Consider the following 26,804-nt stretch of genomic DNA (forward strand, 5'->3'; position numbering starts at 1 on the left):
AATCCGACCAGCGCCTTCAGGCGCCGTCGGGGCGGAAGCCTTTGTAGAGCGTGAGCGCGAGGGCGGTGCGGTCGCGGAGGCCGAGCTTGCGCAGCAGCGCCGAGACGTGGTTCTTCACGGTGCCCTCGGCGAGCACGAGGGCGGCCGCGATCTCCCTGTTGTTCCGCCCTTCGGCCACCAGCTCGGCGACCACCCGCTCGCTCCGCGTGAGCAGCGTCAGCGGGCTCTCGCCGGTGCGACCCGGCTGGACGGCCGGCCGGGCGACGCGCGGATCGATCACCATCCCGCCGGCGATCACCGCGTCGAGGGCCACGACGAGACCCTCCACCGAGGTGTCCTTCAGGAGGAATCCGGAAGCGCCGGCCGAGAGGGCCGCCTGCACGAGCGCGTCGTCGTCGAAGGTCGTCAGAAGGAGGACGGGCAGACGCGGATGGAGCTGCGCACACTCGGCGGCGAGCTCCACGCCGCCCATGACCGGCATCCGCGCGTCGGTGACGACGACGTCCACCTCCGTCGTGCGCAGAATGTGCAGAGCAGCCTGTCCGTTCTCGGCCTGGGCCGAGACCACGACACCCTCGACCGTCGAGAGGAGCATGACCAGCCCACGGCGGATCATCTGCTGGTCCTCCACCAGCAGCACTCGCCTCGGTGTCGTCTCCGTCACGAGGCGCGGCTCTCCCGTTTCCCGTCGGCGCCTCCGAGAGGGATCGAGAGGCGCAGGAGGAACCGGTCGCCGATGCGCCGCGCCGTCAACCGACCTCCGCGAGCCGTCGCGCGATCGTCGAGGCCGCGCAGCCCGAACCCCAGCACAGGCTCGCCGTCGCTGATCCCGTTGCTCCTTCCCGCGCCGATGTCGCTGAGCAGCGAGAGCTCGAGCCGGACGTCGTCCGTCTCGATATCGATGCGGACTCTGCGGGCAGCGCCGTGCCGCAGAGCGTTCGTCAGCCCTTCCTGCACGCCTCGGTAGACGACGAGCGCGGTCTCATCGTCGCTGGTGAGCACACGGTCCGACGCCTCGTCGCCGACCACATCCACGGTCACGCCCGTACCGCGGAAGGACTCCGCGATCAACTCCAGCGCAGCCAGGCCGCGGGCGCCCGCGTCCCGGAAGGGACTGAGCGCTCGTACCCACATCCGCATGTCCGCGAGAGCCTCGCTCGACGTGGATCGGGCGGTGCGGACCTCGGCCCACGCCTGCTCGGCATCGGTGGAGCGCAGGCGATCAGCGAGCTCGAGACTCATCGAGACGAGGGTCAGCTTGTACCCGAGGCCGTCGTGGAGCTCGCGTGCGCTCCGGGCGCGCTCGTCCGACAGCAGCAGCTCCTTCTCCGTCTCGGAGGCGCGATGCAACCGCCTGATCACACGCTGGTCGGCGGATCGCTCGCTCTCGAAGCCGCGAAGAGAGAGTCCCAGGGCGATCCCGAAGCACATCAGCACGGCCACGGGCACCACGTTGAGCAGACCGTCGAGCACTCCGGAGAGCAGCGCCCTCCCCGAGCCGACGGCGCCCCCGACATGGAGGGCCAGTCCGACGGAGGCGATCCAGATCATCGCGTGCGCCCCTGCGCGGAGCGAGACGTCGACCACCGCGAACGCCACGACGAGGAGGAGGACCGGGATCGTGAAATCGAGCCGGCCGAAGACGACGACCGGCGTCGCCGCGACGATGGACACCGTCGTCACGGCGACCCCGTGTCCCGCTCGGATCAGTCGGGGCCGGACGGCCCAGAGCCCGGCGATCACAGGCACCAGCGCGAGCCATGTGACCGCGACCGCTGCACCCGTGCCTCTCTGCGCGGAGTCCACGACGCCCAGGATCCCTGCCAGGACGAGGCAGCACAGGGCGATCGCCTGAAGTGCGATGACGGTCCTGTCCACGGTGCTCGACAGGGACGGCGCGACCGCGACCCGCTCGTGTCCTGCCGCTGACGGCGCAGAGATCTCCGCCGCCGTCTCCGGAGTTGAGCCCATGTCGACAACTGTAGCTCCGACTCCGGGATGCCGACCCGTGACCGCAGTCACGCCCTCACCGTGACTCCGGTCATCCTCATCCGTGACTTCGGCGGGAGGTGGTCGACTGCGGACCTTCCTAGCCTCGAAGTCAGCGCCGGGAGCCGCATCCCGCACCGCGAGACAAGTCGGACAGGAAAGGGAAGCGATGCCGCTCGACCTCGAATATCTCCGGTACTGCCGCCCGGGCAACCCGTTCTACGCGGTCGCCGAGGAGGGGGACGACATCGATGGCGACGCCTTCGACGTCGCGTCCTTCGCTCCGGAGGACTGGCAGGTGAGGGAGTCGCGGCCGTGGCGGAACTGGATGCCGGACGGTTGCCTCCTCCCTCGTCAGGGATGGAAGCTCCACCTCTCGTCGACACTCGATGACGCGGAGAAGGTCCTCGCCGCTGCTGCACGCTACTGCTTCGCCTCCCGACTGCCTTTCAAGCATCTCTCGACCACCTCTCACCTTCTGATGCAGAACGGCAAGTACGCCGATCGAGCGGGAGCTGGGAAGTTCATCACCGTGTATCCCGGTTCGGACGACGAGTTCGCCCGAGCGCTGGAGGACCTCGACGTCCGTCTTCGCGGGTTCAGAGGCCCGTACGTACTGTCCGACCGGCGGTGGAAGTCCGGGCCTGTGCACTTCCGTTACGGCGCCTTCGTCCCGTCCGAGACGGAGAGCGGCTTCGTCTCGACGGTGCTCGACCCGGACGGGAACGAGGTGGAGGACGTCCGGCGGCCGACGTTCACACCTCCCCCGTGGGCTTCACTACCGGAGTCCGTCACTGTCGGGGCGGAGAACGAGGAAGAGGTCGCCTTCGGCTTCACGATGCTCTCAGCGCTGCACTTCTCGAACGGTGGTGGTGTCTATCTCGCTGAAGCGACGACCGACGAATTCGTGCCGATCGGGACGATCGTGGTCCTCAAGGAGGCGCGCCCGCACGCCGGGTTGGACGCCGACGGAGTCGACGCCGTGACTCGCCTGGCTCATGAGGAGGAGGTGCTCGTCGATCTGCAGTCCCTGGACTGCGTACCCGTCTTCTACGGATCCTTCACGGCCTGGGAGCACCGATACCTGGTCATGGAGCACATCGAGGGGAACGATTTGAAGCGCGAATGGATGACGAGGACTCCGCTGCTCCGACCAGCACCGTGGCGCGTCGGTGACCCTGCATACACCTCCTGGCTGACCACGACCGTCGCTCGCCTCGACGTTGCTCTCGCCTCCGTGCACCGCGCAGGATGGCTGCTCGGCGACATCCACCCGAAGAACGTCATCATGCGGAACGGCACGCACCCGTGCTTCCTCGACTTCGAGTTCGCGCATCGAATGGATCCGGAGTGACGTTGTCGCCAGGGAGCGCCCGGCTACGAGCCCCTGGAAGGCCTGAAGGGGACGGAAGCGGACGAGTGGTCGCTCGGCATCCTCGAACTCGATCTCCTCTTCCCCCAAGCGACGATCGCCGACCAGGGCAACGTCGCGAAGATCGAGCAGCTCCTCCGAGCAGCCGCAGACGATCTCGCGGTTCCGCCCGCCGTGCTGCGGTCGATCAGGACCTCCACCCTCGACGTACTCCCCGCCTCCGGTCAGAGGTCGATCGACGAAGACGTCGGTCGACTCGCCGCCCTCTCGGACGACCAGCTGCGCGGCCAGATCGCCCGCGGTGTCGCATCGGTGCTTCAGTGGACGGACGACTCGCCGGTCGTTCCCGGAGACATCCCTGTCCTCGCCCGCGACAGCGCGGACCACCGTGCCGGATTCCCCTACGGCGCGGCTGGAGTCGTCGCTGTCTTAGGACGATCCGGAGATGTCGACCTCGAGGCCGCCGATCACTGGCTCGCCGCTCACGTGGCCCAGGTGCGGTCGCGTGGTCTCTGCGGACGCGAGGGAATTCGCTACGCGGCTCGCCAGGCAGGACTCGCGCGCACACTCGAGGTCCTCGACCGCAGGCCCTCGGCCGCCCCTTCAGGTCCGACGCTGTGGTCGGGGTGGGCCGGTGCAGGGCTCGCCGAGCTCGCAGACGGAGGGGACCCGTCGGAGGCGGCCCACCATCTCACCACGCTGCTCGATGAGGACGTCCGAGGAGCCTCCGTCGGCCTCCGGCACGGATGGTCTGCGGCCGCGATCCTGTTCGCCCGACTCCACGAAGCCACTGGCGACGACTTGTACATCACGCTCGCGATACGAGCCGTCGACGCCGATCTGGCGCGCTGTGCGATCACCCGGAACAACACTCTCGAGTTCGATGAGGGATGGAGGACTCTTCCTTACCTGGGGATCGGCTCGACCGGGCCCGGCCTGGCGATCCTGGAGCTGCGGCGGGTCACGGGCGAGGAGCTCTTCGCCGATCCCCTCGCGTCCATCGACGCCGCCGCGTCCTACCAGCAGTGCGCGCAGGCCTCACTCGCCCACGGTCTGTCCGGATTCCTCGTCTACCTCCGCCGCCGCGTACTGCACCGCCCGAGCGCGGAACTCGAGGAGGTCCTCCGCTCGCACGTCCGGTCGCTGCGCCTGCACGCCGTGCTCGACGACACCGGCGTCTTCTTCCGCGGCAACCAGAACCTCCGACTCTCGTCGGACTACCTGACCGGCTCGCTCGGAGTGCTCGCAGCGCTCGACGAGCTCGAGACCGGACGCTCCGCCCTGCCGTTCGGACTCTGACCGAGTCGGCCCGAGACGAGGAGAGGAGGTGATCACATGAACCGGATCCTCGATTTCCAGACCCTCGAAGGTGAGGCCGACGCGCACGACGCCGCGCGCGTCAGCACCTTCAGCGTCATCTCGCCGTGCCCGGGCTGGCCCAGCTCGATCACGTGGGGCAACTGCTGATAGTCGCTACCGGGCGCCCGCGATCCAGCATGACGTGGATCGCGGGCGTCTCACGAGTAAGACGTCCCCACCTTCGTCGAGGAGAAACGCTCATGATCCCCACCCTCCAGGCTCGAGCCGTCGAGCAGGTCATCACCGTAGGCCGGCAGCGGACGACCGTCCTGCGGGGCTGCGACATCGATCTGGAAGGGGGCGGGCTCACCGCTGTCGTCGGCCGCTCCGGCTCCGGCAAGTCCTCTCTCCTGATGTGCCTCAGCGGACTGGACCGGCCGACGTCCGGCGTCGTCGAGGTCAACGGCCGGGACGTGAACAGGCTGTCAGCGGCCGATCGCGCTCGCATGCTCCGCGCCCAGATCGGGTTCGTGTTCCAGCAGTACAACCTCGTGCCCTTCCTCGATGTCGAGGAGAACATCGCGCTCCCCTTCAGGCTCGACCGATCACCCGTGCCGCACGACCTGATCGGTGGACTCGTGGAATCGTTCGGCCTGCGCGACCGGCGCCGTGCGCCGGCGCGAACGCTCTCGGGAGGTGAGCAGCAGAGGACCGCTCTCTGCCGCGCCCTTGCACGGCGGCCCGGCATCGTCTTCGCCGACGAGCCGACCGGCGCCCTCGACTCGCAGAGCTCGCGGGTCGTCCTGTCGACTCTGAGGACGATGGCGGACGAGGGCCAGATGATCGTGATGGTCACGCACGATCTCGACGCCGCAGCCCTCGCGGACACGGTCGTGGTGATGCACGATGGTCGGACCGTGCGGACGACCGGACGCTGCACCAGCCATGAGCTGCTGAGCATCCTCGAAGAGGCCGGGGCCTGACTCGTGTCCCGTTACGTCGTACGCCTGTTCGCCGACGAGTGGCGCCGATGGTCTCCCGCGATCGCTGTGGTCGCCCTGATGGCGACGCTGATCGGGTTGTGCGTTCAGCAGTTCGCCTGGACCGGCGACCCCGCATTCACCGCCGCTGTCACGGAGGCCGGCGTCGCGCTCGGGGAGTTCCGGATCCTCTCGATCACGATCTACACTGTCGTGGCGCTCGTCGGCTGGGTCGCCCTGACGATCGTCGGCCGAGCGAGCGTTCTGGCCACAGGACGCACGCACGCGCTCTGGCTCCTGCTGGGCGCCTCCCGAGCCCAGGTGTTCGTCGTCACTCTCCTCGTGCTCGGCATCGCGAGTCTCCTCGGCGCCGGCATCGGAGCGCTCCTCTCGACACTGCTGGCGTTCTGGGCGGTTCCCGCATTCAACGGTGCCGTCTCGTCCGAGGTCGATCTTCCGAGCTTCTCGCTCGCGCCCTGGGCTCCGGTGGTCACGCTGGCGCTCGGCACGCTCACCGCTCTGGCGGGCGGAGTCCTGCCCGCGCGCCGCGCCGCCCGCACGCCGCCGAGCGCCGCGCTGCGTGAAGTCGGGAGCGGTCGACCGGGTACGGCGATGCGCGCGGTGCGGATCGGCTGCGGCATCGCCCTCCTCCTCATCGCCTCCGGCCTTGTCACGGCATCCGCCTCTGCTCGAGAACTCGGAGCGACCGGACCGGCGCCGATGTTCAACCTGGCCGTCGACGTAGGAGGCAGCGTCCTCGTGGCCGTCTACCTCCTCTGCCCGGAGGTGATCGCGCTCGTCTTCCGGGCTCTGCACGCGCTCTCCGCCCGATCGGGTCTCGTCGTCGCGGCTCTCGGAATCCGCGCGGCAGCAGCCCGGGTGCAGGTCAGCACCGCCACGATCGCGCCGCTCACGGCAGGGCTGGGGGCGATCGCCGTGCTCCTGTGCGCGGTGGAGTCCGTCGTCGCCATGACGACGGCGGTCCGGCCCGGGACCCGCGCCGATCTCACCGATGTTCTGACGATCGTCGCAGTCGTAGCCGTGTCGATGCTCGCCACCAGCGCCACTGTCGTCGCTCTCTCTGCGCAGAACCGCGAGCGCGAGATCGCCCTGCTCCAGGCAGCGGGCCTGCAGCGCCGACAGATCATCGGGCTCGTCGTCTCCGAGAGCCTCGCGATGTCCCTCGCCGCTTCCACAGCAGCTGCCGCACCCGTCGCCGCCACCGGCGCGGTCTGCTGGCTCGTCAGTCGCGCAGCACTGGGCGAAGGGGTAGTGATCTGGCCGGTCCCGAGCGTCGTTCTCGGCCTCATCGGCTCGTGGATCGTGCTCTCGCTGATCCTCCTGATTCCCGCGCAGGCTCGGCTTCGCCGTCCCCCTGGACCGAGGTTGCGTGAGCAGGGTGTCTGACGTGATCACGGGTCGCGACGCACTGCCGCCTCGGGTTTCTGCGATCGCCGGACGGCTGCGACATCTCGCAGCTCTGCAGCCGTCGAGCGCAGCCGCGGAGCCGACAGGCCCCCGGCAGGTGCTCCTCCGGGATCCCGACGGGCGCCCCGTGCAGCACACCCTCGTCATCGCACCGCAGGAGTCTCTGGTGCTCTCGCCGGGCGCCGCCGCTTTCGCACTTGTGAGCGATCAGGACGGTGATGAGCATCACCGCATCCGCGTTTGCCGTCGCGACCAGGAGCGGAGCCGTCGAGATCGTTCAGGACGAGCGCCCCGTCTCTCCGCGCATCCGATCGTTCTCGGACGGATTCCTCTGGATAAGGCGGAACGACGCGGGTCGGCCCTGGCAGGCGGTCTGGTGGCATCGCAGCCTGACGACTCCCCACGTGCTGCTCGAAGAGCCCGATCAGGCTCGGAGGCTCGATCTGCGCAGCGTCGCCGGGGCGATCGCCGTACTCGCATCGAGAGGGGCGCGCGACTCCCGGTACTGGGTGCTGACCGGAGAGGAGAGCAGTCCCCCGACGTGCCGTCGCCTCGACCTCGGCACGGAGAACGCGGATGTCTCCGCCTGCAGGGGCGGCCTCGCGGTCCTGTATCGACGGCACGGAGTCGTCCGGATGACCGGCTCGACGCGTCCTCTCGAGGTTCCCGTTCCGAAGGCCCTTCAGGCGGAGCACCTGCAGGAGGCCCAGGGTGAGCTCTTCGTACTCGGTCGGTCGTCCGGCAGGAGAGTGGTGTGGCTGCCCGGCGGCGGGGCAGACGCGCTCTGGCTCGCGCCGGCGGCCGGGACCCTTGTTCCCGCCGTCGATCCGATCACCCGCCACCCGATCATGCTCGTCTCCTCCCCTGCTCACCGCGCCCACTGCGTCACCCCTGTACCGGGTAAGGCACTCGCCACCGAGGTCACAGAACGGATGAAGGTCACGTCACTCACTGCGCCGAGCCGGGACGGCACCCTCGTCCCGCTCACCCTGATGACTCCTGACGGCGCCGACAGCTCTCCCGTCGTCGTCCACGTCTACGGCGCCTACGGCATCAGCCTCGAGGGGCCGTTCGATCCCTTCACGGACGACCTCCTCGCGCGCGGAGCCGCGATCGCCTACTGCCATGTCCGCGGGGGCGGAGAGAACGGCCCGGAGTGGCATCGGCAGGCGACCGGCCTCGGCCGCGAGCGCCCGATCGAGGACCTCCTCGCCTGCCTGGCGTTGCTTCGTGAGCTTCCAGGGATCGACTCGCACCGGCTCCTTCTCACCGCGGCGAGCGCGGGCGCGCTGGTCGCTGCGACGGTCTGCCTCCGTCGCCCCGCAGAACTCCGTGGCCTCCACCTCGTGCATCCCTTCCTCGATCCCGTCGGCGCGCTCGATGATCGCTCCGCAGCCGCGGCGGCGTCCGACCGTGAGGAGTTCGGTGACCCTGACTGGATCCTCGCGAGCGGGCTCTCTCCACTCGCGACGATCGCCACAATGGTGGGGCGGAGCCGACCGCTTCCGCGCGCGTGGATTCGAGCCGGTCTCCGCGATGCCCGAGTCGACGCGTCGGCGATCGCGGAATTCGCAAGCGCCTACCGGGCAGTGGCTGAGCGCGACGATCCCGCGCACGTCGTCCTCCGTGCGACCTCGGGCGGTCACCTCAGCGGACTGACGCCCGAGGAGTCCCACCAGGAGAACGTCCTCGCTCACGGCTGGACGCTCGACCTCCTCGGCCTGGCCTGACCCGTCGAGCGCAAGGACGAGGGCGATCGTTCCGGCGGGAGCCGATCTCGTCCAGGCGAGAACTGCCCTACGGCGTCACTGGCCGGCACCCGACACCCCGCCCGCCGAGCCGTGCGGCATCGCCACGCACCGCCACAACGAGAACCCGGTGACCGCGGAGGCGTGCTCTCCCGACTCCGTCGCCGCCGGCCCCCACTCCTGCAGCTGTGTGCATCCGTCCGCCACCACGGCCTTCCGCACCGACTCGGTCGGTGGCGCCGAGTTCTTCAGAACCAGCAGAGGCGTGCGTCCTGCCGCGATCATCCCGGCGACGTCCTGCTCGGTGAACACCCGCGCCTGGCCGGAGTAGCCGCCGTCGGTGAGCACGCTCGCGCCGGTCGCCGTGATGATCGGCGCCGAGATCGCCCAGGAGTCGGTGAGGAACAGGGGCGCTCCGTCCACCCCGCCGCCGGCGGCACGAGCAGCGGCGACCAGTGCGGTCTCGTCGGCGGTCATCGAGTCGTGCCCGCCGACCGCGTCCGGCGACGAGACCGCGAACGGAGCCGAGGTCTCGGCCCTCTGCGGGAAGCGCAGGCCGACGAGCGCGTCCCCGCCCGACCCGTCGAGGGACGCGTCGAGCACCTGGAGGCTGAACGCGATCGGCCCTGCCAGGATCACGACGGCCGCTGCGAGCGCGATCGAACGATGCCGGGCCGCGCCTCTGCTCGCCGCCGCACCGCCCCTACTCCACCGGGCCGCCACCGCGACCACGACGAGCCCTGCTCCGGCGAGCGCCGCGAGCGGCAGGCCCAGCACCGACGGCAGCTGCCCGCCCACGGCGAGCGCCGCGCTCCACGCCGTCTGCCCGACCAGGAGGAGCGGCAGCACCAGCCGCGCGCCGACCCGGGGCGACGCGAGCAGCCGCACCCCCTCCGCCCAGCCCAGCGCGGCGAGGAGCGCCAGCTGCACGCCGATCGCCGCGACGTACGCCATGTGCGGCACCGTCGCCACCGAGAGCACGCCCGCCGCTGTCACCAGCCACACCGCGAGGCAGACCAGGAGGGCGAAGGCACCGCGGGCACCTCCCCGCCTCCCCCGCCGCGGCCACCAGCGCACGGCGCCGAGCACCAGCCCGGCGAGCGCCGCGGGATACAGCCAGCCGACCTGCGTCGCGTACTGCGCCAGCAGCAGCTTGGCCGGCGAAGACCCCGCTGCTCCGCCCATCGTCGCCACGTGGGCGGAAGCGACGACGGCGCCGGGCACCGCTCCCGGGATCAGCCGGTCGAGCCCGTTGAACCCGAACACCATCGCGAAGACGTCGTTCCCCGTCGACCCGTCGATGTAGGGCCGGTCCCCTGCCGGCACCGCCTGCATCGCGACCATCCACGCCACCGAGGCGCCCACCGCGACGGCCAGGAGCCCGCCCGCACAGGCGAGCGCTCGGCGCCACCCGCGCACCCCGACGAGAGTCGCCACCACGAGCGCCGGCAGGACGAACCAGGCCTGCATCATCTTCGCCTGGAAGCCGATCCCGATGGACAGCCCGGTCATCACCAGCGGCCACCACCGCTCCGTCAGCACCGCGCGCTGCCACCACACCAGCGCCACGGCGAGTGCCGCCGTGAGCAGCCCGTCCTCCATCGGGTGCCCGAACATCGACACGAGGATCGGCGTGCTCGCCGCCGCTGCCGCCGCGACCAGCCCGAGCCCCCGGCCGCCCCACCGGAGCCCGACGACCGAGCACGCCGCGACCGTGATCAGCCCCTCGATCAGCTGCGGCAGCGCGATCGACGACGTCGACATGCCGAACAGCCGGATGCTCAGCGCCTGCGGCACCGCGAACCCCGCCAGCTTGTCCAGCGTCACCGTGGCGGCGGGATCGAAGGCTCCGAACGCCAGCGCGTGCCACGACTCCGACATCGACCGTGCCGCCGCCTCGTAGAAGACGGCGTCTCCGCCCCGGGCGAGATTCCAGCCGGTGAGGGCCGTCGAACCGCACAGGATCGCGAGGAGGGTGAGCCGCGCCCACCAGGGTTCGCGCCACCAGCGGGCGAGCGGAGCGGAGTGGGTCACGTCCTCCGACGCTAGGGAGCCGGCCTGCCGCCGCCCTTGCGGGCGGTCGGGGAGACGCCGTGCATGCCGCTCCGGCCTCTCAGTCCGGACGCCGCCGGCACGGCCGACGACCAGGAAGGGTGCCGCGCCGCCCCGGTCACCCTCTAGAGTGCGGACATGCCCCGCTCCATGGCCGACCTCTCCTTCCGCCGCGCCCAGTGGGAGCAGCGCTACGCACCGCACGTGGCTCCCGTGAACCGCTGGGTCGACGAGCTGCGGAACCCCTACGGACGCGGCTGGCTGCCCTACGTCGCGCCCCTGCACGGCGGAGTGGAGGCGCGCGTCCTCAGCGTCCTCCGCGATCCCGGCCCCGCCACTCAGGACGGCATCGGAAGCGGCTTCCTCTGCACCGAGAACGACGACCCGACGGCCGAGCTCATGGCCGGGCTGATGGACGAGGTGGGGCTCGCCCCCGTCGACCTGCTGCCGTGGAACGCCTACCCCTGGTACATCAACCAGGCGCCGAACGCCGAGCAGCTCGACGCCGGCGTCGAGACCGTCCTGCATCTGCTCGCGCTCGCCCCCGACGTCGAGGTGGTCCTCCTGCAGGGCGGCGACGCCGATCACGGCTGGCGGCGCCTCCTCAGGCGGCACCCGGCGATCGAGCGCGAGCGCGGCCTCACGGTGATCCGCACCTTCCACCCGTCGCGACAGGCGCTCTGGGCACGGGATCCCGCCGAGCGGGAGGCGCGCTCCGCCCGACGTCGCGAGGCCTTCGCCGAGGTCGCCGCAGCGCTCCGGTGAGCGGCCCGCAGCATCACGACGAGGCCCGGAAACGACGGAAGCCCTGACGACGACCAGTGGTCTCATCAGGGCTTTCCGTCGGGCTGACAGGATTTGAACCTGCGACCCCTTGACCCCCAGTCAAGTGCGCTACCAAGCTGCGCCACAGCCCGTGGCAGACCGGGCCGAGGCCCGGGCAACTCGACTACCTTAGCGGATGCCGACGCCGGAAGTGAAAACGAGCGGGCCCCGTAGACTCGCTGCGCGGAACGCGTCGGCACGGGTCGACGCGCCGTCGGCAGCTCGGGAGGCGTCAGCAGTGGATGCGCGGCAGAAGCGATCACAGGTGGCCCTGCACCGGGCGATCGTCGAACTCGCGACCGGCCGCGACGTCGCCACCCTCACCGTCTCCGAGATCACCGATCTCGCCGGCGTGAACCGCTCCACCTTCTACGCCCACGCCTCGTCCGCCGCGGAGCTGCTCTGCGCCGCCCTGCAGGACGAGCTCGACGCGATCCGGGAGGGCTACCTCCAGCAGCTCCGGAGCGGTGCCGCGACCGACGCGAGCATCCGCGAGGGCACCTCCCGCGTCCTCGGCCACCTGGACGGCCACCGCGACCTCTACCTCCGCGCCTTCGACGCCCCCGGCGGGGACTCGGGCCTCCGCGCGATGCTGGCAGGGCACTTCCGCACCGCGGTCTCCGCGACGCTCGACACGGGGATCCTCGACGTCCCGGCCGCGGACGCACCGCTCGGCTTCCTCGAGGACGCGACGGCCTCGTTCCTCGCGGCGGGCTCCGTCGGCCTGATGGAGCAGTGGCTCCGTCTGCCCGCGCCCCGCGATCCCGGCAGCTACCTCGCCGCCTACCGACGGCTCCTGCCGCCGTGGTGGCCCTTCGCCACCGGCGACTGACCGGCCTCCCGGCCCTGCCGACGCCCGCTCGGAGAGACGACCGCCCGGTTCGAGGGACGCCGCTGGGCCTCCGGCAGCGCCGCGCCGCCCGTCACTCCCGCTCGAGACGAGTGCGATCTGCTCGACCGAGACGCACCGGAGCGGCATCCGTCCCCGCGACTCGACGACCGTTCCTCCCGGAGACGCGGACGGCCCGCGGGAGGAGCTCCCACGGGCCGGACACGGTGCGGCTGCGCTCAGCGCGCGCGCTTCTCGCGGACGCGCATGTTGACGTTCACCGGCGACCCCTGGAAGCCGTAGATCTCGCGCAGGCGGCGCGCGATGTAGCGGCGGTAGCCCGGGTCGAGGAACCCGGTCGTGAAGAGGACGAATGTCGGCGGGCGCGACGAGGCCTGCGTGCCGAAGAGCACGCGGGGCTGCTTGCCTCCGCGGAGGGGGTGCGGGTGCGCCGCGGTGAGCTCGGCGAGGAACGCGTTGAACTTGCCCGTCGGGATGCGCGTGTCCCACGACTCGAGGGCGAGCTCGAGCGCCGGCACGAGCTTCTCGAGGTGGCGGCCGGTGCGGGCCGAGATGTTGACGCGGGGCGCCCACGCCACGTGGGCGAGGTCGGTCTCGATCTCGCGCTCGAGGTAGCGGCGGCGCTCGTCGTCGAGGAGGTCCCACTTGTTGAAGGCGAGCACGAGCGCCCGGCCCGACTCCAGCACCAGGTCGATGATGCGGACGTCCTGCTCCGAGATCGGCTGCGAGACGTCGAGGACGACGACGGCGACCTCGGCCTTCTCGAGCGCCGTCGAGGTGCGCAGCGACGCGTAGAAGTCGGCGCCCTGCTGGAGGTGCACGCGGCGGCGGATGCCCGCGGTGTCGACGAAGCGCCAGACCTTGCCGGCGATCTCGACCTGCTCGTCGACCGGGTCGCGCGTGGTGCCGGCGAGCTCGTTGACGACGACCCGCTCCTCCCCCGCGGCCTTGTTGAGCAGGCTGGACTTGCCGACGTTCGGGCGGCCGAGGATCGCGACGCGGCGCGGTCCGCCGACCTCGCGCTTGGCGACGGCCGACTCCAGAGGCAGCTTCTCGAGCACCGCGTCGAGCAGGTCGGCGACGCCGCGGCCGTGGACGGCCGAGACGGGGCGGGGCTCGCCCAGGCCGAGCGACCACAGCGAGGCGGCGTTCGGCTCCTGGCGGGCGTCGTCCACCTTGTTGGCGGCGAGGAAGACCGGCTTCTTCGTCTTGCGCAGCAGCTTCACGACGTGCTCGTCGGTCGCGGTCGCGCCGACGTTCGCGTCGACGACGAAGATGACGGCGTCGGCGAGGTCGATGGCGATCTCGGCCTGCATGGCGACGGAGGCGTCGATGCCGCGGGCGTCGGGCTCCCAGCCGCCGGTGTCGACGATGGTGAACGCCCTGTCGATCCACTCCGCCTTGTAGGACACGCGGTCGCGCGTGACGCCCGGGGTGTCCTCGACGACGGCCTCGCGGCGGCCGAGGATGCGGTTCACCAGCGCGGACTTGCCGACGTTGGGGCGGCCCACGATCGCCACGACCGGGAGGGCGGGGAGGTAGCGGACCTCGTCCGAGTCCTCCCCGGCGAACTCGAGGAGGTCGAGGTCCTCCTCGTCGAGGTCGTAGTCCTCGAGTCCGCTGCGGAGCGCCTGCGCGCGTGAGGAGGCGAGCTGCTCGTCGAGGTCGCCGAGGCGCTCGACGAGGTCGTCGTCTCCGAAGTTCAGCTCGTCGTCACCGACGTGCGTGTCCTGTGCCATGACCGGCCCTTGCTCTCGAAGTTCGGACCTCGGCGACGACCGCGTCGACGGTCTGCTCGAAGTCGAGATGAGTGGAGTCGAGAAGAGTGACTCCTTCTGCGGCGTTCATGAAGTCGACCACCTGCGAGTCGGCGCGGTCCCTCGACCGCAGCGCCTGACCCGTCGCCTCGGCGGATTCCGTGGTGACCTCGCGCGAACGCCTGGCCATTCTAGCCTCTTCGCTCGCCGTCAGCAGGATCCGGACCGGAGCGGTCGGTGCGACGACCGTCGTGATGTCGCGGCCCTCGACGACGATGCCCTCCCGACGCGTCTCGCCGATGATCCTCCGGAACAGCAGTGTGATCCTCCGACGGACCTCGGGGACCTTCGCCACGGCCGAGACGCGCGCGGTCACCCGGGGCTCGCGGATGGCGGTGGTCACCTCGGTCGGACCGACCCACACCGAGTACGACTCGGGGTCGGTGCCGATGGAGTAGTCGAAGCCGTCGAGCGCGTCGACGATCGCGTCCTGGTCCTCGAAGTCGAGGCCGCGGTCGAGCCCGTGCCAGGCGAGCGCGCGGTAGGCCGCTCCCGTGTCGAGGAACTCGAAGTCGAGGCGGCGGGCGGCAGCCCTCGACACGCTGGACTTGCCGCTGCCGGCCGGGCCGTCGATGGCGACCACGACGGACTCGCCGAAGTCGCCCTGCTCGGCGGCCTCGGAGCGCGCCTCGCGCTCGGGAGCCGCGCCCCCGTCCTCCGGGATGCTCTGCTGTGCCCGGCGGGCGGGCGTCATCCTGTTCAGGCCGCCCTCCTGCCTGTTCTGCTCGGTGCTCATCCGGCGATCCTCCAGCCGCGTATGGTCAGTTCTTCGGTCAGCGGCGCGACCGCCTCGGGCACGACCGAGATCTCGGCGAGACCCACTCGACGCCCCTGCGCGTGCTCGAGGCGCACGTCCTCGAGGTTGACGCCCGCCTCGCCGATCTCCACCAGGAGCCGCGCGAGGGTTCCGGGAGAGTCGTCGACGAGGACGATCAGGGTCGAGAAGCGCTGGTCCTGGCCGTGCTTGCCGGGCAGGCGCGCCACTCCGGCGTTGCCCGCGGCGAGGTGCTCGGCGAGCACGCGGCGCGAGCCGGGCGCCTCGAGGTCGCGAAGCGCGTCGGCCACCGCGGCGACGTCGTCGCGGAAGGCGTCGAGCACCGCGACGACGTGCTCGCGGTTCGCGGCCAGGATCTGCATCCAGAGCTCGGGGGCCGAGGCCGCCAGGCGCGAGACGTCGCGGACGCCCTGCCCGGCGAGGCGGAGCGCCGCGTTCGGGGCGTCGAGGAGGCGCTGGCCGAGCAGTGACGAGATCACCTGCGGGGCGTGCGAGACGAGGCCGACCGAGAGGTCGTGCTCCTCCGGGTCCATCTCGACGATGGTGCCGCCGAGGTCGAGAGCGAGGCCCTCCACCCTTGCGAGCGCGTCGGGCGAGGTCTCGCCGTCGCGGCAGATCACCCAGGGTCTGCCGACGAAGAGGTCTCCCCGCGCGGCGACCGGTCCGCCGCGCTCGCGGCCGGCCATCGGGTGCGAGCCGATGTAGCGGGCGAGGTCGACGCCGCGGGAGCGCAGCTCGCGCAGCGGCTGGGTCTTGACGCTCGCCACGTCGGTGACGACGGCTCCGGGGTGCGCCGCGAGCTCGCGCTCGACGACGCTCGCGGTGACGTCAGGGGGGACGCAGACGACGACGACGGAGGGCCGGTCGTCGGCGGAGGCGGCGCGGCCGGCCCCGTAGTCGATGGCGAGGGAGAGGCTCGCGGGCGAGGCGTCGTCGAGGACGACGTCGATCCCGCGGGAGGCGAGGCCGAGGCCGATGGAGGCGCCGAGCAGTCCGGAGCCGACCACCCGCACCGTCCCGGTCGTCCGCATCGCGGGCGGCGCGGGGTGCAGGAGCTCGTTCACCCCGACAGCCTAGCGATCGGCGCGGCGCTGCTTGTCGGCGCCGGACCGGCGCGGAGGACCGTCGCTCCGCCCGCCGCCGGCGGAGGAGCCGCCGCGATCGGACGACCGTCCGGACGATCCGCCGCGATCCGAGGATCGCCCGGCCGAGCCGCGCTCCGCCGGGGCGACGCGCTCGCCGCTGTCAGGCCGGGGCCGCCGCGCACCCGCGCTCGCCTTCTTCGAGGGGACCGCGGGAGCGGCCGCCACCGCCTCGCCGCCCTGCCGCGCGATCGTGAGCAGCGCGCCCAGCTCCTCCCGGGTCAGGTCGCGCAGATCGCCCGAGCGCAGGGTGCCCAGGTGCAGCGGCCCGAACTGGCGCCGGACGAGCTCGATCACCGGGTGGCCGACCGCCGCCATCATCCGGCGGACGACCCGATTGCGACCGGAGTGCAGGGTGATCTCGACGAGCGAGGCGTTCGAGCGGCCCTCCGGCCGGCCGAGGAGACGCGCCTTGTCGGCGGCCACCGGTCCGTCGTCGAGCTCGATCCCGGAGGTCAGCGTCGCGATCGTCTGCGGGAGGACCTGCCCGTGCACCTTCGCGATGTAGGTCTTCGTCACTCCGAACGACGGGTGCGCGAGGACGTGGGCGAGCTCGCCGTCGTTGGTCAGCACCAGCAGTCCTGAGGTCTCGGCGTCGAGGCGCCCGACGTTGAACAGCCGCTCCTCGAAGTTCTTCGTGTAGAGGCTGAGGTCGGTGCGTCCGTTCTCGTCCGCCAGCGAGCTGACGACGCCGATCGGCTTGTTGAGCATCACGTAGCGGCGCGAGGTGTCCAGCTGCACCGCGACCCCGTCCACCTCGATCCGGTCGGTCGCCGGGTCGATGCGGCGGCCGAGCTCGTCCGCCACCTCGCCGTTGACGCGGATCCGCCGCGCCACGATCATCTCCTCGACCACTCGTCGGGAGGCGACCCCCGCTGCCGCGAGGACCTTCTGCAGTCGTTCGCCGTCGGGGCCGCTGTCAGGCGCGCTCATCGAATCCGTCTCTTCCGTCGCTCAGTAGGGGGGAGATCTTCGGCAGCTCGTCGAGCGAGGTGAGGCCGAGGTGCACGAGCAGCTGCTCGGTGGTGCCGTAGAGGACCGCGCCCGTCTCGGGGTCGTGGCCGACCTCCGCGATGAGGCCGCGGCCGAGGAGGGTGCGCGCGACGGAGTCGACGTTGACCGCGCGGATCTGCGCGACCTGACCGCGCGAGACCGGCTGCTTGTAGGCGATCACGGCGAGCGTCTCGAGCGCCGCCTGCGAGAGCCGCGTCGGGTTCTGCGTCAGGACGAAGTCCTTGACCACCGGGTCGTACTCGCGGCGCACGTAGATCCGCCAGCCGGCACCGACCTCGCGCAGCTCGAAGCCCCGGCGGATCGCCCCGTCGGCGCCGTCGTAGTCGGCGACCAGGCGCTCGATCGACTGGCGGACCACGGCGATCGGCCTCGACAGCGCGGTCGCGAGGGAGGCGAGCGGCTGCGGCTCGTCCGCGACCATCAGGATCGCCTCGATCGCCCGGTCGATCTCGAACGCGACGGTCCCGGGGCCGGCGTCAGGAGTCATAGTCGGCTCCGAGCGCGGCGAGGCTCGCATCGCTCCACTGCTCGGCGACCCAGCGCAGCGTGAGCTCGCCGAGCGGCTCCGGCTGGTCGAACGAGATCGCGGCGTGCCGGTAGAGCTCGAGCACGGCCAGGAAGCGCGCGACGATCACGCCTTTCTCGTCGGCGTCTGCAATCAGCTCGCCGAAGGTGGCCCTCCCGCGGGCGCGCAGCATCGCCACGACGTGGGCGGCCTGCTCCCGGATGCTGATCTGCGGGGCGTGAAGGTGGTCCAGGCCCACCGTCGGCAGGTCGCGCGGAGCGAGGGCGACGGTCGCGAGGGCGGCGAAGTCGGCGGGCGACAGGGTCCAGACGAGCTCCGGCTTCGCGGACCGGTACTCCTCCTCCAGAGGCACGTCGCGCACGTGGCGGGCGGTCTCGATCGCGATCCGCTCGGCGAACCACGACGACACCTGCTTGAAGGCCCGGTACTGCAGGAGCCGGGCGAACAGCAGGTCTCGCGCCTCCAGCAGCGCCGCGTCCTCCGCGTCCACGAGCTCGCCCTGGGGCAGGAGTCCGGCGATCTTCAGGTCGAGGAGCGTCGCGGCGACGACGAGGAACTCCGACGCGCGGTCCAGCCCCTCGAGCGAGTCGATCCCGTGCAGGTACGAGAGGAACTCGTCCGTCACGGCGCTCAGCGCGATCTCGGTGATGTCGACCTGCTGCTTCGCGATGAGGCTCAGCAGGAGGTCGAACGGACCCTCGAAGTTGGTCAGCGCGAGGTGGAACCCGGTGGGAGCGGCGCGCTCCTCGAGGAGGACCTCAGGCGACCGCGCCACGCGAGATCAGCTCCCTGGCGAGCTTGCGGTACGCCTTCGCGGCGTTGTGCTCGGGCGCGAACTGGGTGATCGGGACGCCGGACACGCTGGCGTCCGGGAACTTCACCGTGCGGCCGATCACCGTCTCGAGCACGCTGTCGCCGAAGGCGTCGACCACCCGGTCGAGCACCTCACGCGAGTGCAGGGTGCGGGAGTCGTACATCGTGGGCAGGATGCCGTCGAGCTCGATCACCGGGTTGAGCCGGTCGCGGACCTTGTCGATCGTCTCGATCAGCAGGGCGACGCCGCGCAGCGCGAAGAACTCGCACTCGAGCGGGATGAGCACGCCGTGGCTCGCGGTGAGCGCGTTGACCGTGAGCAGGCCCAGCGAGGGCTGGCAGTCGATCAGGATGACGTCGTAGTCCGCGCTCACCTTGCGGAGCACCCGGGCGAGGATCTGCTCGCGCGCGACCTCGTTGACGAGGTGGACCTCGGCGGCGGAGAGGTCGATGTTGGCCGGGATGACGTCCAGGCCCGGCACGCGGGTCCTCCGGATCGCCTCGGCCGGGTCCTTCACGGTGCCGAGGAGCAGGTCGTAGATCGTGATGGCGTCGTAGGTGGTGACCCCGAGGCCGGCCGAGAGGGCGCCCTGCGGGTCGAAGTCGATGGCCAGCACGCGGCGGCCGTACTCGGCGAGGGTCGCGCCCAGGTTGATGGTCGTCGTCGTCTTGCCGACGCCGCCCTTCTGGTTGCAGAGCGAGATGATCCGGGCGGGGCCGTGACCGGCGAGCTCCACCGGCAGCGGGAAGTCGCGCAGGGGGCGGCCGGTCGGGCCGAGCGTCGGGGCTTCGAGACCGGTGAGCTCGGCCTTGTCGTCCGTCTTGCGTGTCACCTGCGTCGTCCTCGCTTCCGTGGCGGCGTGCGCTCCCGCGCGGCCTCCGACGAGTGTACCGGCGCCCCGCTCCTCGGCCGCCGCGCCCCGCCGCGCGGGGCCGCGGCTCTAGCGCCGCGCTCGCGGGTGCGCGGACGTGTAGACGTCCCGGAGCGTGTCCGCCGTCACCAGTGTGTAGATCTGCGTCGTCGCCACCGAGGCGTGCCCGAGGAGCTCCTGCACCACGCGGACGTCGGCGCCGCCCGCGAGCAGGTGGGTCGCGAAGGAGTGCCGGAAGGTGTGCGGCGAGATCTCCCGGTCCAGCCCGGCCTTCTCGGCGACGGCGCGGATGACCAGCCAGGCGCTCTGCCGCGACAGGCGGCTCCCGCGGACCCCCAGGAAGAGCGCCGGCGTCGCGCGCCCCCTCCGCGAGAGCTCGGGCCGCGCACGCACGAGGTACTCGTCGACCGCCTCGCGGGCGAAGCGGCCGAGCGGCACCATCCGCTGCTTGGACCCCTTGCCCGTCAGCCGCACCACCTCCGCGGCGACTACGTCGTCGACGTTCAGGTCCACCGCCTCCGAGATGCGCGCGCCCGTCGCGTAGAGCAGCTCCAGCAGGGCCCGGTCCCGCAGGTCCGCGAGCTCCTCGCCGCGCGCCGCGTCGAGCAGTGCCGCCATCTGCTCGACCGTGACCGCCTTCGGCAGGGTCATCGGGATCTTCGGCGGCACCACGTCCCGGGCAACGTCGTCCGAGACGACCCCCTCCTCGAGGGCGAAACGGTGCAGCCCTCGGACGCTCGAGAGGATCCGTGCGCGCGAGCTCGCCGCGAGCGGCCGCTCCGGGCGTGCGGCCAGCCAGGAGGAGAACTCCCCCACGTCGACCCGTCCGAGCTGCGCCAGATCGACGGTCCCGCGCTCCTCGAGCCAGCCGAGGTAGAGCTCCAGGTCGCGCCGGTAGGCCGCGAGCGTGTGCGCCGAGAGCCCGCGCTCCACGCTCGCCTGCCGGAGGTACGCCTCGGCGCAGGCGCGGGGGCTCACCCCCGGGGGTGGCGGACCCGCGGGTGGCGCGTCCACGGCGAGGACGCGTCGCCCAGCCCGTCCCAGTCGCGCGAGCGGAACGCGTGCGCCGCGAGCACCGCGATCGTCAGCGAGGGGTTCTGCACCCGGCGGGCGAGGACCGCCTCGACCGCCTCGTCCAGCGGCACCCACCGCAGCTCCATGTCCGCCTCCTCCGCCTCGCGGTCGAAGGCGGAGCCGGTGGACGAGAGCCCGCGGGCCAGGTAGATCCGGATGACCTCGTCGCTGCCACCCGGCGAGGTGGCGAACTCCGAGAGCAGGTCCCAGCGCTCGGCCTGCAGGTCCGTCTCCTCGCCCAGCTCCCGCTGAGCGGCGACCAGGGGATCCTCGCCCTCGACGTCGAGCAGGCCGGCCGGGATCTCCCACTCGCGGGTGCGGACAGGGTGCCGGTACTGCTTGATCAGGGCGACGCGGTCCTCGTCGTCGAGGGCCAGCACGGCGACGGCTCCCGTGTGATCGAGGAACTCCCGGCGCAGCTCGCCGCCGCCGTAGCGGAACGTCTCGGCGCGGACGCCCCAGACCATCCCGTCGAAGACGCGCTCACTGGTCAGGACCTCCGGCTCGACGAGCTCGTCCGACAGCGGCTCACTCATCGGCGCCCGCCTCCGATGCCGGGAAGAGGCGCGAGGCCTCCTGGCGCTCGAGGGCGGCGGTCACGAGGCCGCGGAAGAGCGGGTGCGCGGCGTTCGGGCGCGAGCGGAGCTCCGGGTGCGCCTGCGTGCCCACGTAGTAGGGGTGCTTCTCGCGGGGCAGCTCGACGTACTCCACGAGGTGGCCGTCGGGCGAGAGGCCCGAGAACCAGAGCCCCGCCTCGGCGATCCGGTCGCGGTAGCGGTTGTTGACCTCGTAGCGGTGACGGTGGCGCTCGGCAGCCTCAGGTGCGCCGTACACCTCGGCGACGATCGAGCCCTCGGCGAGCTCGGCCGTGTAGAGGCCGAGGCGCATCGTGCCGCCCATGTCCCCGGACGCGAGGATCTCGACCTGCTCGGCCATCGTCGCGATGACGGGGAACTCCGTCTCCGGGTCGAACTCCGACGACGAGGCCCCCTCGAGGCCGGCCTCGTTGCGGGCGTACTCGATGACCATGCACTGCAGGCCGAGGCAGAGCCCGAGGGTCGGTATCCCGTTCTCCCGCGCGAAGCGCAGCGCGCCGAGCTTGCCCTCGATGCCGCGGATGCCGAAGCCGCCGGGCACGCAGATGCCGTCGAGCTCGGAGAGCGCCTTGGCCGCAGCCTCGGGGTCCTCGAGCCCGTCGGAGGCGATCCAGCGGATGGCGACCTTCGTCTGCTGCGCGAAGCCGCCGGCTCGCAGAGCCTCCGTCACCGAGAGGTAGGCGTCGGGCAGGTCGATGTACTTCCCGACCAGGCCGATGGTGACCTCGTGCTTGGGCTCGTGCACGGCCTCGAGCAGTCGCGACCAGCCGTCCCAGACGACCTCGCCGGCCGGGAGGCCCAGCTGGTCGATGATGTAGGCGTCGAGGCCCTGCTCGTTGAGCATCTGCGGGATCTCGTAGATCGACGCGACGTCCTTGGCGTTGACCACGGCCTGCTCGTCGACGTCGCACATCAGCGCGATCTTGCGCTTGTTCGACTCCGACACGGGCCGGTCGCTCCGCAGCACCAGCGCGTCCGGCTGGATGCCGATCGAGCGCAGCGCCGCGACGGAGTGCTGGGTGGGCTTGGTCTTCTGCTCGCCGGAGGCGCCCATGAAGGGCACCAGCGAGACGTGCACGAAGAAGACGTTGCGGCGGCCGAGCTCGTGGCGGACCTGGCGGGCCGACTCGATGAACGGCTGGCTCTCGATGTCGCCGACGGTGCCGCCGATCTCGGTGATGATGACGTCCGGCTGCGGGTCGTCCTCCGACTGGAGGCGCATGCGCCGCTTGATCTCGTCCGTGATGTGCGGGATGACCTGGACCGTGTCACCGAGGTACTCGCCGGCGCGCTCCCGCGCGATGACCCGCGAGTAGATCTGGCCGGTTGTGACGTTCGCGGCCTGGTTCAGGTTGATGTCGAGGAAGCGCTCGTAGTGGCCGATGTCGAGATCGGTCTCGGCGCCGTCGTCGGTCACGAAGACCTCGCCGTGCTGGAACGGGTTCATCGTCCCCGGGTCCACGTTGAGGTACGGGTCGAGCTTCTGCATGACGACGCGCAGCCCGCGCGCGGTCAGCAGGTTGCCCAGGCTCGCGGCCGTGAGTCCCTTGCCGAGCGAGGAGACGACACCGCCGGTGACGAAGATGTGCTTCGTGATCTTCGAGGGGGCGTCCTGCCCGGCCGTCGAAGCGCTCCGGGTCGAGGACCCGGAGGAGCCCTCGGGATCCGAGGGAGAAGAAGAGGAAAGGCCCGCGTTCGTAAAGTCCACCACGGGGTTCCACCGTAACAGCAGAACGGCGGCGGCGGACCGCCCGGGACGGATCGATGTCGTCCCGGGCCGCTCGCGATCAGCCCCGCCGACTCGATTCGAGGAGCTCCCGCGCATGAGCGAGAGCGTTGGCGGAGTCGGTGAGCCCCGAGAGCAGGCGCGCCATCTCGGACACCCGCTCCTCGGAGTCGAGCTGCGTCACGGCGCTCGAGGTCACCGCGCCGTCCGAGCCCTTCTCGACGCGGAGGTGGTTCGTGGCGAATGCGGCGACCTGCGCGAGGTGGGTCACCACGATGACCTGCGACGTCTCGGCGAGCCGCGCGAGCCGTCGGCCGATCTCGATCGCCGCCGCTCCGCCGACCCCTGCGTCGACCTCGTCGAAGACGAACGTCGGCACGGGGTCGTTGGCGGCGACCACGACCTCGATCGCGAGCATCACCCGCGAGAGCTCGCCTCCCGAGGCTCCGCGGGCGAGGGGCCGGGGTGCGGCCCCGGTGTGCGGCTGGAGCAGCATCTCGACGGAGTCGCGCCCGTGGACGCTCGGCTCCCCCGCGGCCGTCACCTTCACGTGCAGGCGCGCATCCGCCATGGCCAGCGCGGTGAGCTCGTCGCTGACCCGCTCCCCCAGCTCGGCGGCCGCCGCGGTCCGCAGCTCGGTCAGCCGGGTCGCGAGGCGGTCGACGAGGTCCGCGTCGGCCGCGGTGTCGGCCTCGAGAGCCGCGATCCTCTCGTCGTCGCCGTCGAGCTCGAGCAGGCGGAGTCCGGAGGAGTCCTCCAGGTCGAGCACGTCGTCCAGGGTCGGTCCGTAGGTGCGGGCGAGCAGGGACAGCTCCGCCCGCCGGTTCTCGATCAGCTCCAGGTCGTGCGCGCCGTCGAGGTCGAGCTCCGCCAGGTAGGAGGAGAGCCCGCCGGCGGCGTCGACGAGGAGCACCGCCGCCTCGCCGAGCGTCTGGACCGTCGGCTGCAGGGCGGCGTCGTGCTCGGCCGCCCGCTCCAGCACGCGCCGCGCCGTCTCGAGGAGCCCGAGCGCGTCCCGCCCGTCCAGCTCCTCGGACGAGATCGCCTCGCGGGCCTCGCCGGCGGCGAGCCGGAGCTGCTCGATGCTCCCGAGCCGGGCGGACTGCGCCGCGAGCTCGACGTCCTCCCCGCGCTGGGGGGCGACCACCTCGATCTCGGCGAGGGCGGAGCGGAGCCGTTCGGCTTCGCGGGCGCGCGTCTCCCGGGCCTCGGTGAGCGAATCGAGCTCCTCCCGGTTGACCCGCCAGCGCTCGAAGGCGCTCGCGTAGTCGCGGAGGGCGTCGGCGAGACCGGGTCCGCCGAACCGGTCGAGCGCCTCACGCTGCGCCGCGGCGGAGCGGAGGCGGATCTGGTCCGACTGCCCGTGCACGACGACCAGCTGATCGGCGAGCTCGCTCAGCACGCTGACCGGTGCGCTCCGGCCGCCGACGACGGCTCGCCCGCGTCCCTCCGCCGAGACCGAGCGCGCGAGGAGCAGCTCCGGGCCGTCGAGATCGCCGCCGGCGTCGTGGACGCGCTCGGCGACCGGGCCCTCCTCGGGGACCAGCCAGCGCCCCGACACCCAGGCCTGCTTCGCTCCCGAGCGCACCGCGGACGCGTCCGAGCGCGCGCCCAGCACGAGGCCGAGCGCCGTGACCACCATCGTCTTGCCGGCGCCGGTCTCGCCGGTGACCGCGGTGAAGCCCGGTCCGAGCGGGAGCGTCGCCTCGGCGATCACTCCGAGGTCGCGGATCTGCAGCTCTTCGAGCATCGGGCCTTACTCCGTCTCCGCCGACCCCCGCCATCCGCGGATGGGGAGACCGAACTTCTGCACGAGTCGATCGGTGAAGGGGGCGTCGTGCAGGCGCGCGAAGCGCACGGGCACGGGCGAGCGCCGGTAGACGACGCGCGCTCCCGGCGGCAGCTCGTAGGCGCGCCGGCCGTCGGCCCAGAGGACGCCGACGCCGTCGGTCCTCTCCTTGACCTCGACGGCGAGGCTCGACGACGGGCCCACGACGAGGGGCCGCGCGAAGAGGGCATGGGCACTGAGCGGAACGAGGAGCATCGCCTCGACGGTCGGCCACACGACGGGGCCGCCCCCGGAGAAGGCGTAAGCGGTGGAACCGGTCGGAGTGGACACGACGATGCCGTCGCAGCCGAAGCTCGACAGCGGACGTCCGTCGACGCCCACCATGACCTCGAGCATCCGCTCGCGGCTGCCCTTCTCGACGGTCGCCTCGTTGAGCGCCCAGGTCTCGTAGACGACGGCCTCGTCGATCTTGACGCGCACCTGCAGGGTCATCCGCTCCTCGACCGCGTAGTCGCCGTCGAGCGCACGGGCGACGGCGTCGTCGAGATCGTCCCGCTCGCTCTCCGCGAGGAACCCGACGTGGCCGAGGTTCACGCCGAGCAGAGGGGCCGTCCCGGACCGGACGATCTCCGCTGCGCGGAGGATGGTCCCGTCCCCGCCGAGCACGAACACGAGCTCGATGGACTCGAGCGGGACGTCGGACCCGAGCACGGCGACGTCGCTCAGATCCGGAGCGACCGCGACGATGTCGCCCTTGTCGTCGGCGCAGAGGACGGGGTGGGCGCCGGAGTTCCGGAGGCGCTCGACGACGAGGACCGCCGCATCGAGGGAGTCCGTCCGTCCGGTATGGGCGACGACGAGGATGTTGCGCTCGTCACGAGGGGACTGCATCGAGGGTGTGTCCTTCTGGTCGGTCGACAGCGGCGGACACGATCGCGTCATCCGGTGGTGAGCGCGGTGACCGCGTCCCTCCATTCTGTCGGAATCGTTCCGCGGTCGCGGTGGAGGTGCGCCAGATACTCGCGATTCCCAGCGCCCCCCGGGAGTGGCGACTCGGCCAGCCCGACGACGCCGAGCCCCAGGTCCCACGCCGACCACAGGACGTCCGAGAGGGCCTCGCGACGCAGCTCCGGATCCCGGACGATCCCCTCCCGCACTCCCAAGCGGCCGACCTCGAACTGCGGCTTCACCAGCACCACGAAGTCGGCGAGCGGATCCACGGAGGCGGCGACGGGAGGCAGAACCATCCGCAGGGAGATGAAGGACACGTCGGACACGACCAGGTCCGGGACGATCTCGGTCCTGGCGGCTTCGGCGAGCCGGGCGGCCGTGAGATCCCGCGCATTGAACCCCTCCACCACGTGGACGCGATCGTCGGACCGGATCCGGGGAGCGAGCTGCGCGTGCCCGACGTCGAGGGCGATCACCGAGGCGGCGCCGCGCTCGAGCAGGACCTGCGAGAACCCGCCCGTCGACGCCCCGACGTCGAGAGCGTTCCGGCCGGCGACTCGCACCGTCGCGAAGGTGTCGAGGGCGGCGAGCAGCTTGTGGGCGGCCCGGCTGACGTAGTGGTCGAGGCCGGCGACCGCGACGTCCTGATCGTCGCGGACGCGGATCGAGGGCTTCAGTGCAGGGACGCCGTCCACCGTCACCAGACCGTCGGCGATCATCCGAGCGGCATGGGTGCGGGACCGGGCGATGCCCCGTTCGGCGAGAGCCGAGTCGAGTCGCGAGTCTTCGGTCATCGGTCGCGGTCGGCGTTCTCGAGTCGGATGCGCAGCTGCTCCTGCAGCTGGACGTATCCGGCTGCCCTCTTGTCGAGCGCAGTCTGCTCGATCCGGAGGAGCTCGTCTGACAGGACGTGTTCCTCCACGACGTCGAAGCCGTTCTGGAGCGGCCTCGATTCCGGAGAGGGCGTCGGGTCGTGCTGAGTCATCGCTGCTCCTCGTTCCGGAGTCGGGCGACGACGGTCATCGTCGCTCCGGCCGGCCCTGTTCGTCCTCGAACAGAGACCGACCGGTTAAACAGCGATGGCCACCCATTTCTGGGTGGCCATCGTGAATGGTGTCCGGCGGTGTCCTACTCTCCCACAGGGTCCCCCCTGCAGTACCATCGGC

The 26,804-nt window shown here is 71.5% G+C and carries 24 protein-coding genes, 1 tRNA gene and 1 pseudogene; 8 read left to right on the plus strand and 18 right to left on the minus strand.

Annotated features, from left to right (window positions below):
- Positions 1-16: 16 nt before the first annotated feature.
- The gene (locus C5C57_RS07580; RefSeq protein WP_258063688.1) at positions 17-664 is read right to left on the minus strand and encodes a response regulator transcription factor; all 648 of its coding nucleotides are present in this window, start codon (positions 662-664) and stop codon (positions 17-19) included.
- Entirely contained in the window at positions 661-1,971 is a 1,311-nt protein-coding gene (locus tag C5C57_RS07585) for a sensor histidine kinase (RefSeq protein WP_146082389.1), read from the minus strand. Before C5C57_RS07585 ends, C5C57_RS07580 begins: the two co-directional genes overlap by 4 nt.
- 187 nt (positions 1,972-2,158) lie before the next feature.
- Between C5C57_RS07585 and C5C57_RS07590 the strand changes: the two genes are divergently transcribed.
- The 6 genes from C5C57_RS07590 to C5C57_RS07610 all read left to right on the plus strand — a co-directional run bounded on the left by C5C57_RS07590 (position 2,159) and on the right by C5C57_RS07610 (position 8,798).
- The gene (locus C5C57_RS07590) at positions 2,159-3,343 is read left to right on the plus strand and encodes a phosphotransferase (protein WP_104297466.1); all 1,185 of its coding nucleotides are present in this window, start codon (positions 2,159-2,161) and stop codon (positions 3,341-3,343) included.
- A gap of 192 nt (positions 3,344-3,535) precedes the next feature.
- Positions 3,536-4,660, plus strand: coding sequence for a lanthionine synthetase C family protein (locus C5C57_RS07595; RefSeq protein ID WP_104297467.1), 1,125 nt, complete (start codon positions 3,536-3,538; stop codon positions 4,658-4,660).
- Between the two features lie 36 nt (positions 4,661-4,696).
- Positions 4,697-4,828, plus strand: a complete 132-nt coding sequence (locus C5C57_RS18430; protein ID WP_258059251.1) for a hypothetical protein — start codon at positions 4,697-4,699, stop codon at positions 4,826-4,828.
- A gap of 92 nt (positions 4,829-4,920) precedes the next feature.
- On the plus strand, positions 4,921-5,643 hold the full coding sequence (locus C5C57_RS07600; protein WP_104225415.1) for an ABC transporter ATP-binding protein: 723 nt from the start codon (positions 4,921-4,923) through the stop codon (positions 5,641-5,643).
- A 3-nt stretch (positions 5,644-5,646) separates the two neighbouring features.
- Positions 5,647-7,047 (plus strand): FtsX-like permease family protein, encoded by a 1,401-nt coding sequence (locus C5C57_RS07605; RefSeq protein ID WP_104297468.1) that lies wholly within the window; start codon positions 5,647-5,649, stop codon positions 7,045-7,047.
- 239 nt (positions 7,048-7,286) lie between these two features.
- Positions 7,287-8,798 carry a prolyl oligopeptidase family serine peptidase gene (locus C5C57_RS07610; protein ID WP_104297469.1) on the plus strand — a complete coding sequence of 504 codons (1,512 nt, stop codon included), beginning with the start codon at positions 7,287-7,289 and terminating at the stop codon, positions 8,796-8,798.
- 75 nt (positions 8,799-8,873) lie between these two features.
- On the opposite strand, the gene C5C57_RS07615 is transcribed toward C5C57_RS07610, so the two are convergent.
- Positions 8,874-10,850, minus strand: coding sequence for a glycosyltransferase family 39 protein (locus tag C5C57_RS07615; RefSeq protein WP_104247178.1), 1,977 nt, complete (start codon positions 10,848-10,850; stop codon positions 8,874-8,876).
- A 156-nt stretch (positions 10,851-11,006) separates the two neighbouring features.
- Here C5C57_RS07615 and C5C57_RS18435 point away from each other — a divergent pair, with 156 nt between their 5' ends.
- Entirely contained in the window at positions 11,007-11,633 is a 627-nt protein-coding gene (locus tag C5C57_RS18435; protein ID WP_104247179.1) for a uracil-DNA glycosylase, read from the plus strand.
- A 78-nt stretch (positions 11,634-11,711) separates the two neighbouring features.
- Here the strand turns inward: C5C57_RS18435 and C5C57_RS07625 are convergent.
- Positions 11,712-11,785: transfer RNA gene (locus tag C5C57_RS07625), tRNA-Pro, on the minus strand.
- Between the two features lie 146 nt (positions 11,786-11,931).
- Here C5C57_RS07625 and C5C57_RS07630 point away from each other — a divergent pair.
- Positions 11,932-12,525 (plus strand): TetR/AcrR family transcriptional regulator, encoded by a 594-nt coding sequence (locus C5C57_RS07630; RefSeq protein ID WP_181069118.1) that lies wholly within the window; start codon positions 11,932-11,934, stop codon positions 12,523-12,525.
- A 236-nt stretch (positions 12,526-12,761) separates the two neighbouring features.
- Here C5C57_RS07630 and der read toward each other — a convergent pair whose 3' ends face one another.
- The 14 genes and pseudogenes from der to C5C57_RS07700 all read right to left on the minus strand — a co-directional run bounded on the left by der (position 12,762) and on the right by C5C57_RS07700 (position 26,623).
- A complete protein-coding gene (gene der / locus C5C57_RS07635; protein WP_104222506.1) occupies positions 12,762-14,282 on the minus strand; it encodes a ribosome biogenesis GTPase Der in 1,521 nt (506 codons plus the stop codon).
- The gene (gene cmk, locus C5C57_RS07640) at positions 14,257-15,096 is read right to left on the minus strand and encodes a (d)CMP kinase (RefSeq protein ID WP_258072039.1); all 840 of its coding nucleotides are present in this window, start codon (positions 15,094-15,096) and stop codon (positions 14,257-14,259) included. The genes der and cmk overlap by 26 nt, the downstream gene beginning before the upstream one ends.
- Positions 15,093-16,166 carry a prephenate dehydrogenase gene (locus C5C57_RS07645; RefSeq protein ID WP_104297475.1) on the minus strand — a complete coding sequence of 358 codons (1,074 nt, stop codon included), beginning with the start codon at positions 16,164-16,166 and terminating at the stop codon, positions 15,093-15,095. Before C5C57_RS07645 ends, cmk begins: the two co-directional genes overlap by 4 nt.
- 273 nt (positions 16,167-16,439) lie before the next feature.
- Positions 16,440-17,210: pseudogene (locus C5C57_RS07650) on the minus strand (pseudouridine synthase); the annotation flags it as partial.
- Positions 17,197-17,778, minus strand: a complete 582-nt coding sequence (gene scpB, locus C5C57_RS07655; protein WP_104238575.1) for an SMC-Scp complex subunit ScpB — start codon at positions 17,776-17,778, stop codon at positions 17,197-17,199. The gene scpB and the pseudogene C5C57_RS07650, both read right to left, overlap by 14 nt.
- Positions 17,768-18,592 carry a ScpA family protein gene (locus tag C5C57_RS07660; protein ID WP_104297470.1) on the minus strand — a complete coding sequence of 275 codons (825 nt, stop codon included), beginning with the start codon at positions 18,590-18,592 and terminating at the stop codon, positions 17,768-17,770. The genes scpB and C5C57_RS07660 overlap by 11 nt, the downstream gene beginning before the upstream one ends.
- Complete coding sequence (locus C5C57_RS07665) at positions 18,576-19,463, minus strand: ParA family protein (RefSeq protein ID WP_104297471.1); 888 nt, start codon at positions 19,461-19,463, stop codon at positions 18,576-18,578. Before C5C57_RS07665 ends, C5C57_RS07660 begins: the two co-directional genes overlap by 17 nt.
- Positions 19,464-19,571: 108 nt before the next feature.
- A complete protein-coding gene (xerD, locus tag C5C57_RS07670; protein WP_104297472.1) occupies positions 19,572-20,480 on the minus strand; it encodes a site-specific tyrosine recombinase XerD in 909 nt (302 codons plus the stop codon).
- Entirely contained in the window at positions 20,477-21,112 is a 636-nt protein-coding gene (locus tag C5C57_RS07675) for an NUDIX hydrolase (protein ID WP_104233392.1), read from the minus strand. The genes xerD and C5C57_RS07675 overlap by 4 nt, the downstream gene beginning before the upstream one ends.
- A complete protein-coding gene (locus C5C57_RS07680; RefSeq protein ID WP_104222604.1) occupies positions 21,105-22,769 on the minus strand; it encodes a CTP synthase in 1,665 nt (554 codons plus the stop codon). Before C5C57_RS07680 ends, C5C57_RS07675 begins: the two co-directional genes overlap by 8 nt.
- Before the next feature lie 190 nt (positions 22,770-22,959).
- Positions 22,960-24,648: a DNA repair protein RecN gene (recN, locus tag C5C57_RS07685; protein WP_104297473.1), complete on the minus strand. Its 1,689-nt coding sequence runs from the start codon at positions 24,646-24,648 to the stop codon at positions 22,960-22,962.
- A gap of 6 nt (positions 24,649-24,654) precedes the next feature.
- On the minus strand, positions 24,655-25,578 hold the full coding sequence (locus C5C57_RS07690) for an NAD kinase (protein ID WP_104297474.1): 924 nt from the start codon (positions 25,576-25,578) through the stop codon (positions 24,655-24,657).
- A gap of 47 nt (positions 25,579-25,625) precedes the next feature.
- On the minus strand, positions 25,626-26,432 hold the full coding sequence (locus C5C57_RS07695; RefSeq protein ID WP_104222497.1) for a TlyA family RNA methyltransferase: 807 nt from the start codon (positions 26,430-26,432) through the stop codon (positions 25,626-25,628).
- The gene (locus tag C5C57_RS07700; protein ID WP_104261116.1) at positions 26,429-26,623 is read right to left on the minus strand and encodes a hypothetical protein; all 195 of its coding nucleotides are present in this window, start codon (positions 26,621-26,623) and stop codon (positions 26,429-26,431) included. Before C5C57_RS07700 ends, C5C57_RS07695 begins: the two co-directional genes overlap by 4 nt.
- Between the last annotated feature and the right edge of the window lie 181 nt (positions 26,624-26,804).

The sequence above is a fragment of the Rathayibacter sp. AY1C5 genome (assembly GCF_002931705.1).
Lineage (GTDB): Bacteria > Actinomycetota > Actinomycetes > Actinomycetales > Microbacteriaceae > Rathayibacter.

Bases quoted from the DNA above. Each gene is read 5' to 3' on its own strand.
- recN (WP_104297473.1), bottom strand. From the start codon at position 24,648: ATGCTCGAAGAGCTGCAGATCCGCGACCTCGGAGTGATCGCCGAGGCG.
- C5C57_RS07610 (WP_104297469.1), top strand. From the start codon at position 7,287: ATGAGCATCACCGCATCCGCGTTTGCCGTCGCGACCAGGAGCGGAGCC.
- C5C57_RS07690 (WP_104297474.1), bottom strand. From the start codon at position 25,578: ATGCAGTCCCCTCGTGACGAGCGCAACATCCTCGTCGTCGCCCATACC.
- C5C57_RS07645 (WP_104297475.1), bottom strand. From the start codon at position 16,166: ATGCGGACGACCGGGACGGTGCGGGTGGTCGGCTCCGGACTGCTCGGC.
- C5C57_RS07700 (WP_104261116.1), bottom strand. From the start codon at position 26,623: ATGACTCAGCACGACCCGACGCCCTCTCCGGAATCGAGGCCGCTCCAG.
- C5C57_RS18430 (WP_258059251.1), top strand. From the start codon at position 4,697: ATGAACCGGATCCTCGATTTCCAGACCCTCGAAGGTGAGGCCGACGCG.
- C5C57_RS07600 (WP_104225415.1), top strand. From the start codon at position 4,921: ATGATCCCCACCCTCCAGGCTCGAGCCGTCGAGCAGGTCATCACCGTA.
- scpB (WP_104238575.1), bottom strand. From the start codon at position 17,778: ATGACTCCTGACGCCGGCCCCGGGACCGTCGCGTTCGAGATCGACCGG.
- C5C57_RS07590 (WP_104297466.1), top strand. From the start codon at position 2,159: ATGCCGCTCGACCTCGAATATCTCCGGTACTGCCGCCCGGGCAACCCG.
- cmk (WP_258072039.1), bottom strand. From the start codon at position 15,096: ATGAGCACCGAGCAGAACAGGCAGGAGGGCGGCCTGAACAGGATGACG.
- C5C57_RS07585 (WP_146082389.1), bottom strand. From the start codon at position 1,971: ATGGGCTCAACTCCGGAGACGGCGGCGGAGATCTCTGCGCCGTCAGCG.
- der (WP_104222506.1), bottom strand. From the start codon at position 14,282: ATGGCACAGGACACGCACGTCGGTGACGACGAGCTGAACTTCGGAGAC.
- C5C57_RS07695 (WP_104222497.1), bottom strand. From the start codon at position 26,432: ATGACCGAAGACTCGCGACTCGACTCGGCTCTCGCCGAACGGGGCATC.
- C5C57_RS18435 (WP_104247179.1), top strand. From the start codon at position 11,007: ATGCCCCGCTCCATGGCCGACCTCTCCTTCCGCCGCGCCCAGTGGGAG.
- C5C57_RS07675 (WP_104233392.1), bottom strand. From the start codon at position 21,112: ATGAGTGAGCCGCTGTCGGACGAGCTCGTCGAGCCGGAGGTCCTGACC.